This window comes from Komagataeibacter diospyri, from assembly GCF_006538165.1.
Classification (GTDB): domain Bacteria; phylum Pseudomonadota; class Alphaproteobacteria; order Acetobacterales; family Acetobacteraceae; genus Komagataeibacter; species Komagataeibacter diospyri.
In genome coordinates, this window is record NZ_BDLU01000073.1 from 1 (window position 1) to 7537 (window position 7537).

The 7537-nt window shown below is 55.6% G+C and carries 5 protein-coding genes; 1 reads left to right on the forward strand and 4 read right to left on the reverse strand.

Going from position 1 to position 7537, the window contains the following annotated elements:
* Positions 1–372: 372 nt before the first annotated feature.
* The 4 genes from MSKU9_RS16970 to MSKU9_RS16985 all read right to left on the reverse strand — a co-directional run bounded on the left by MSKU9_RS16970 (position 373) and on the right by MSKU9_RS16985 (position 6439).
* The gene (locus tag MSKU9_RS16970) at positions 373–1869 is read right to left on the reverse strand and encodes a class I SAM-dependent DNA methyltransferase (RefSeq protein WP_141262541.1); all 1497 of its coding nucleotides are present in this window, start codon (positions 1867–1869) and stop codon (positions 373–375) included.
* Positions 1866–3374: a restriction endonuclease subunit S gene (locus MSKU9_RS16975; protein WP_141262542.1), complete on the reverse strand. Its 1509-nt coding sequence runs from the start codon at positions 3372–3374 to the stop codon at positions 1866–1868. Before MSKU9_RS16975 ends, MSKU9_RS16970 begins: the two co-directional genes overlap by 4 nt.
* Positions 3371–6127 carry a type I restriction endonuclease subunit R gene (locus MSKU9_RS16980; protein WP_141262543.1) on the reverse strand — a complete coding sequence of 919 codons (2757 nt, stop codon included), beginning with the start codon at positions 6125–6127 and terminating at the stop codon, positions 3371–3373. The genes MSKU9_RS16975 and MSKU9_RS16980 overlap by 4 nt, the downstream gene beginning before the upstream one ends.
* Positions 6128–6232: 105 nt before the next feature.
* Positions 6233–6439 carry a type II toxin-antitoxin system prevent-host-death family antitoxin gene (locus MSKU9_RS16985; protein ID WP_141262544.1) on the reverse strand — a complete coding sequence of 69 codons (207 nt, stop codon included), beginning with the start codon at positions 6437–6439 and terminating at the stop codon, positions 6233–6235.
* A gap of 666 nt (positions 6440–7105) precedes the next feature.
* Here MSKU9_RS16985 and MSKU9_RS16990 point away from each other — a divergent pair.
* The coding region (locus MSKU9_RS16990; protein ID WP_227002562.1) for a tyrosine-type recombinase/integrase at positions 7106–7537 on the forward strand (432 nt) is incomplete at its 3' end.

Below are 7537 nucleotides of genomic sequence, written 5' to 3' on the forward strand. Positions count from 1 at the left end.
CCATAACTGAGTCCCGGTGTCGCGGGTTCGGTCCTCCCCGACTTTCGTACGCCTCACGGCGCCCGAAACTCTTCAGGTAAGCAGTAAGTCCGCTTCAGAGCGCAAAGACACGACGTCTCTTGCCGATCATTCAACTACGTGTGACGGCCGCTGCGTGCCCCATAGCAGTTGTTCAGCCCCTTGAGGGGAAAACATGACCGGCCGGTTCAATATGGTCTGGGTTAGCATAGGGGTAACCCGCTGATCAGGAATCGCTTTGTTCTTCGACATGAATATCGTTCCGCTGCATGTTGCCCCTCGTGAGGAGCGGTTAGCTAGGACAGCTTGGCGATATGGGCTATCTGGAACAATCACCCGACTTACTGAGCCTGTTCAAGTGCCTACCGTTTTCCCTAGTCCTGCCAGAACCTGTCGGAAGCTTGCTAGCCCCGCTTCAAGGTTCTCGATAATCTCCTCCGCCAAATCGTCCGGTTCGGGCAGATTGTCGAGGTCGGTGAGGCTTTTGTCCTTGAGCCAGAAGACATCGAGGCTCGTCTTGTCGCGCGCCGTCAACTCGCCATAGGTAAATTTGCGCCAGCGGCCTTCCGGGTTCTTCGTGGCATCCCATGTCGCCTTGCGCTTGTGGCGGTTCTGCGGGTTGTAGCATTCGATGAACGCCTCAAGATGCTCGAAGCGCAATGGCTTTCTTTTCAGCGTATGATGGATATTGGTTCGGTAATCGTAGAACCAGACCTCCTTCGTCCACGGGTTTTTGGCCGCCGTGTGGTTGTCAAAAAAGAGCACGTTCGCTTTGACACCGTTGGCGTAGAAAATGCCAGTCGGCAGACGCAAGATCGTGTGCAGATCAGTAGTCTTGAGCAGATTCTGACGCACGATCTCGCCAGCACCGCCCTCGAACAGCACGTTGTCGGGCACGACGACGGCCGCGCGGCCCGTGGTTTTGAGCATCGTGCGGATGTGCTGAACGAAATTGAGCTGCTTGTTCGAGGTCGTCGCCCAGAAATCCTGACGGTTATAGGTGAGGTCGTCGGTCTCTTCCTCCCCCTCGTCGTTGGTGAAGCTCATGGAGCTTTTCTTACCGAAGGGCGGATTGGCGAGCACGTAGTCGAAGCTCTGTGCACTGGGTGCTATCAGGGCGTCATTGGGCGAAATGAGCACATCACCGTCGATCTCACCAATATTGTGCAAAAACATGTTCATCAGGCACAGCCGGCGTGTATTGGTGACGATCTCGTTGCCATAGAAGGTCTTGTGCTTGAGGAAAGTCTTTTGATCCTTGTCCAGCTTGTAATTCGCGGGATTGGTCAGAAAATCGTAGGCGGCGAGGAAAAAACCGCCGGTACCACACGCCGGATCGGCGATAGACTTTCCGGGCTCGGGGCGCACGCATTCGACCATCGCCTTTATGAGCGCACGCGGCGTGAAGTATTGCCCCGCGCCAGATTTTGTGTCTTCCGCGTTCTTCTCTAACAGCCCCTCATAGATGTCGCCTTTGACATCGGCGCCCATGCTCACCCATTGCACCTCGTCTATCATGTCGATGAGACGGTAGAGCTTTGCCGGGTCCTGAATCTTGTTCTGTGACTTGGTGAAAATCTGGCCGAGCACGTCCTTTCGTGCCCCCAGTTCGCGCAACAACGACAGGTAATGGGCTTCCAGCTCCGCCCCGCGCTTGGCCTTCAGGCTCGGCCAGGTATATTTCGCGGGAATGCCGACATTGCGCTTATAGGGCGGTTTGGAATATTCATCAGCCATCTTGAGGAAGATGAGATAAGTGATCTGCTCCAGATAATCGCCATAGCCCACGCCATCATCGCGCAACGTATTGCAGAAGCTCCAGACCTTGGAAATAATAGGAGCGGTGCTCATGCGGCTTCCTTTCGACGATTATTGCGGCTGCGCGGTTTTTTCTTTTTACCCTCATCCTGTTCGGCGCGAATACGCTTCAGCAAGACGGAAGCCGGTTCATCACGGTCGTCTTGCGGCACGAGTTGACCGGAGAAGGCACGTTTGAGGATGGCTCGGCGTAGGGTATCGGAGCGGTTTAGTTGGGACTCCACATCGACAAAAAGGCTGTCACATAACGAGAGTTGTCTTTGAAGAATGCGGACAATCTCTTGCTGTTCTGCCAAAGAGCAGTACGGAAAAGGATAACTCTGTAGCTTTTCACCGTTAATATTGGACTGGTTCACGCCATCCGTCTTGACAGAATTTCCATATGACCTAGCGCTATGTGAGTTAAGAAAGAAGTTCAGATAGTCGCTATCTACGATGGCTTCGTTGTGGTTTATTCTAATTAAATATCCGGCATATATTGCAGAGCGCTCTCCGCGATAAATGGCCGTTTTCCCAACCAGCTCCGGGCTATTTGTTCGGTTAAACAACACATCGCCTGAGCAAAGCGAGTATTTTGCGATCTCCGCTGCATCGTCTGTGAAAACAAGATTATCCCAATCAATCACGCCATTTTGAATGTTACCCATCCGCACCACAGGCACACGGCCAGACTTAGATGACTTAGCCGATGTACCGTATTCAACGCCGCACGTGAGCCAGCCCAGCTTTTCCCACACCCATTCAGACGGGATATCCGGCAATGTTTCCAAAACCTCCGATGTAAGCGGAGTAACAGGAGCGAGCTTTCGTGTTCGTCGCCTTTTTTTTTGTTCGGACGCTTGTGCAGAACGCGCACAGCTGAGGCTCTCCCGCAGAGCTTCAGCGTCTGGCAATTCAGGATGCTGTTTACGCCAACCCTCAGTCAATTTTCCCTCAAATGCTGCCCTCAAGACAGATTGGCGGTATGCCTTGAGTTGCTCGCGGGCGGTGGTGAGGCTCTCGACGCCCTTGTCGAGTTCTGAGAACAGTTCCTCAATCTTGGCCACGATCCGACGCTGTTCGTTCGTGGGAGCCACCGGAACAGGCATCTTGGCGAAGGCCGATCCTGAAATTTCCTTGAAGGTTGTGCCTGTCGCCCGTTCTTCGGCAACGTACTTGGCAGCCTTGAGATAATAATAAAGGTATTCATTGAATACGCCGTCTGCCGGCACGATGCTCTTGAAGCCCTGATTTGTGGCGGCTTCCACGGAGGTAATCGCTACATAGCCGATAGGTGCACGTGAGGAGAACATAACTGTTCCCTTCGGCATTATCTGTGCCGAGCAGTTCACCAATCCCTTTCTGCTCAGAAACTTTGCACCACGCGCGATATATTTCGTCTTATAGCCGCTCAAATCGGCGGGCGAAAACCAGACGATTTCTTTTCCCCAGTATGATGCTTCTTTCGTGGAGGGGGTGCCACCGGAGACAACACGGCCAACATTTTCAATCTCTGCCCACGTCCACGATGGCAGAATATCCCACAACTCTTTACTCATACCGCCAGCGCCTCGTTCAATTCGTCGATCACGCCATCCATGCCCACGCCGAAAAGCTGATACATTTTCCCCAGCCCGCCTCTGGCGTCGAAGGGCGACATATCGAAGTCATCAGGCTCAACATGGAACGAGGTGGCGATATGGTCGCGGATCATGCGTAGCCAGTCCATCTGCTCCTCAGTAAATTTCTCGCCCGCGCCGCTGTGGCGCTTCAAAATCCAGTTCTGGAAGTTACGTCGCACGGTGTCGGCGTAGGGCGCAAGTTTCGGGTCGATCCCGCAGACACGCCGGATCAGCGCCACCAGCGCGGTCAGTTCATTCACAGGATCGGAGCCTTTATATTCGTCGAGTAAGGCATAAGCCCGCCAGACCCGCAGCGGCGCAAGTTTGGGCCGGTCGATCTTGAGGGAGTCCAGCACCGTCTTGATCATCGCGTAAGTAATGTGCGAGCGGCGCGCGGGCTGGCTATAGAAGATGGTCAGCGCCTCAATCGTATCGCGGTGTTCTTCCAGATAGTTGGCGAATTCCTTCGCCATCGTCTCGGCGTTTTCCTTCGCATCGCCGTCCCAGCCCTGGCCGATCACGGTATCAAGATTGTCGTGATCGATAGTCTGTTCCTTGTCACGACGGATGCCGTCGATCAGCGTGACGAGCGGCCCAGTGAAGACGTTGGTTGCTTCTCCGACAAGCTTGCTCCGTGCCTGTTCGCGCTGGGCATCTGTCGGCTCGCCGCCCGCCACCTTGGTGGCTGCTTCCTCAATGCGGTCTGGGTCGATGGCGTCGAACAGGCGACGCACGATGTCATGGAGCGGGACACCGCCCGCCGTTTCCTCGATGCGAGCCTTGTCCTTATCGTCGAGCTGCTTGTCGAGCCGCGCCAGGCGGCCCGCCAGTGAGCTTACCGTATCCTCGTCACGAATGCCCATCATCACGCCGGTGGCGAGGTCCTTCAATGAGACATGTGGCTTGGTGATGATCGGCTCACTGGCGGTCTTGCAGGATTTAGTGACGCCTATGGCATCGACGATGACATAATGCGTCTTGGCTGTTTTAGCTGACGGCGTGACCTTCTTAAGGCTGTCAGCATCAAGGGTGCGGGTACCGCGCCCTTTCATCTGCTCGAAGTAATTGCGGCTCTTCACATCCCTCATGAAAAGCAGACATTCGAGCGGCTTCACATCCGTTCCTGTGGCGATCATATCCACGGTCACGGCGATACGTGGATTATAGTTGTTGCGGAACTGGGCGAGGACGGATTTTGGGTCTTCGACCGCCTGATAGGTGATCTTCTTGCAGAAGTCGTTGCCCTGCCCAAACTCCTCGCGGACGATGTTGATGATGTCGTCGGCGTGGCTATCGGTCTTGGCAAAGATCAGGGTTTTGGGAACCTCGTCGCGGCCAGGGAATATGTCGGGCAGGCTGTCTCGGAAGGCGCGGATCACCGTACGAATCTGGTCGGGGTTCACTACGTCGCGGTCTAGCCGGGTGGCGCTGTATCGCTCGTCTTCGTCCTGGTGCTCCCAGCGTTTCTTACGTGTCAGACGTTCGCGCTTTTCGACCTGTTGCTGCGCCTTGATCTGCACGCCCTGACGGGTGATCTGCGTGTCAATGAGATAAACCTCGTTACCGACATTGACCCCATCGGCCACGGCGCGTTCATGGCCATACTCGCTCACGACGTTCTTATGAAAGAAGCCGTAGGTGCGGTTATCAGGTGTGGCCGTGAGACCGATCAGATAGGCATCGAAATATTCCAGAACCTGCCGCCACAAATTATAGATGGAGCGGTGGCACTCGTCGATGATAATGAAGTCGAAGAACTCCGGCGGGATTTTTGGGTTGTAGACCACCGGCAACGGCGTCTTACCGCGCACAAGGCGTTCGGCGGGATTGCTTTCCTCTGCGCTTTCCTCCAGCGGTTCGTCTTTAAGGATAGAATACATCCGCTGGATGGTGCTGATGCACACTTGAGTGCTGCTTGCGATAAACGATGAGCGCAGGCGCTGCACATTATAAAGCTCAGTGAACTTCCTGTTGTCGTCGTTCGGGAGGTAGGACATGAACTCCTGTTCGGCTTGTTCGCCAAGGTTTTTCGTGTCCACCAAAAATAGGATGCGCTTGGCATCCGCGAATTTGAGCAGGCGATAAACGGAAGTGATGGCGGTAAAGGTCTTGCCCGAACCGGTCGCCATTTGCACAAGCGCGCGCGGGCGGTCTTCCCGGAATGATTTCTCCAGTTTCTGGATTGCTGTGATCTGGCAATCGCGCAAGCCTGCGGGATCGAGCGGCGGAATGTCATGCAGCCGCGCACGGATGGATTTGGGCTTGGACAGCCATTCGGCCATCGTCTCGGGCCGGTGGAAGGTAAACACCTCGCGTGAGCGGGGTTTGGGGTCACGCCCGTCCGTAAAACGTGTAATGACGCCCGTGCTTTCATACACGAAGGGCAACGGCTCCTTGTTATTGACCCACTTAAGCTTGGCTGCCGCATAGTCGGAAGACTGTTCCTCGACCGTGGTGATCTTGTGCCCCCACTCCTTGGGTTTGGCCTCGATCACACCGACAGCACGGCGATCTACGAAGAGCACGTAATCAGCGGGGCCTGTATCGGTCTGGTATTCCCGGACGGCAATGCCCTGACCGGCGGACCAATCGAGCTTTTTCATGGTCTGAACGTGCCACCCCGCCTCAACTAGGTGCTTGTCGATCTGGTCGCGTGCGATCTGTTCGGGGTTCTGATTCGCGGTTTGCATCAGAGCTCCATCGACACGTCAGGAAACGGGTTCATGCTGTCATCATCCACAGGCAGCCAACCGGCATCCTTCGGAATCTGGCCTGTCGCAATATCCGCGAATACCTTAATTGGCACGTTTCGACGCCTCCTTGAACTCATTTCCCTCGTTGTCCATGCGCTGAGACTGTGCGGAAAGCCGTTCAGATTCTTCTGCCGCCACGACCACCACGACGCCGCGCCCATGCTTTTGGGTCAGCACAGGTTCAGCTCGCGCAGCGTCGATCAGCAACCCAAAACAGTTCTTGGCATCGCACGCCGACATGGTTTTCATAGTCTGCCTCGCCGCAATTTAATAGTCCAATTAGGCCAAAGTAGCTCTTATTGGTAATGCTGAAGTTAGCAACATGGACATACCTCGCAACGGACCTTCACGGCACTATTCCTAGGTTTCGCGCTGCTCGTTCGCTATCGGAGAACTTCACGGTGAGGGCTCGACGAGCTGCAACATTATATCTTGTCGTGGGTCGAATTCCCCCACACAGGCAGACGATCACAAATTTCAGTCTCCGCTAAGCGATGCAGGCTGGCGCGGCATCGTTTGTCGATCACCGCAGGTCGACGAATGATCCCGCAGGACTCTATCATCGCCCGTAGCACGTCGCGCATGCGCAAAGGCTTGTCCGTTTTATTTGATGCGTAATTCTAATCCTGCTAGTCAGCTTCTTGGCTCAAACTCGGCGGTAGAGCTTCAAACCAATGATGTCCGCTATGCGGAGAGCGATCTGGATAATTCTATGTCCGGACAGAAGGCGTCTGCCGCCTGTCCGCTTCATGTTCGTTGAGCGGACAGGCAGTTTAGGGGGGAAGAACGAACCCGCTGCGCGGGATTGGTGTGATGTGAAGGCCTGTCACCACGGCGTGAGAGACCTGCTTTTATTTGGAACTGTTCTGATCGGGCCAAGCACTCTGGCTTCTTCCCACCAGAAGGAGCCGGATGATGACAGAGTCCCTGTGCATTGCTGCAATCAGTCCCCTTCGCCAGCGCCTGCCTGATGACATGGCGGTGCGGCGGTTCTCCCGGGAGACGCAGCGCAATTACCTTCGCGATGTCGGTCGTTTCGCCACGTTTCTGGGCCGCTCACCCCACACGGCAACAGTCGAGGATGTGCGTCAGTTCCAGATTGCGCAGAACGCGGCTGGCATGCCGACACCGACCATGAACGCCATCGTGTCGGCGCTGCGGTTTTTCTTCACCCGGACGCTCGACCGCCCCGACCTTGCACGCAGGCTGGTCCGGGTAGCGCAGCCCCGCAACCTGCCCGTCGTGCTGAGCCGCGATGAAGTTGCCCGGTTGCTCAACGCAACCACCTGCCTCAAGCACCAGGCTGCCCTTTCGATCGCGTACGGGGCAGGCCTGCGGGTGGCCGAG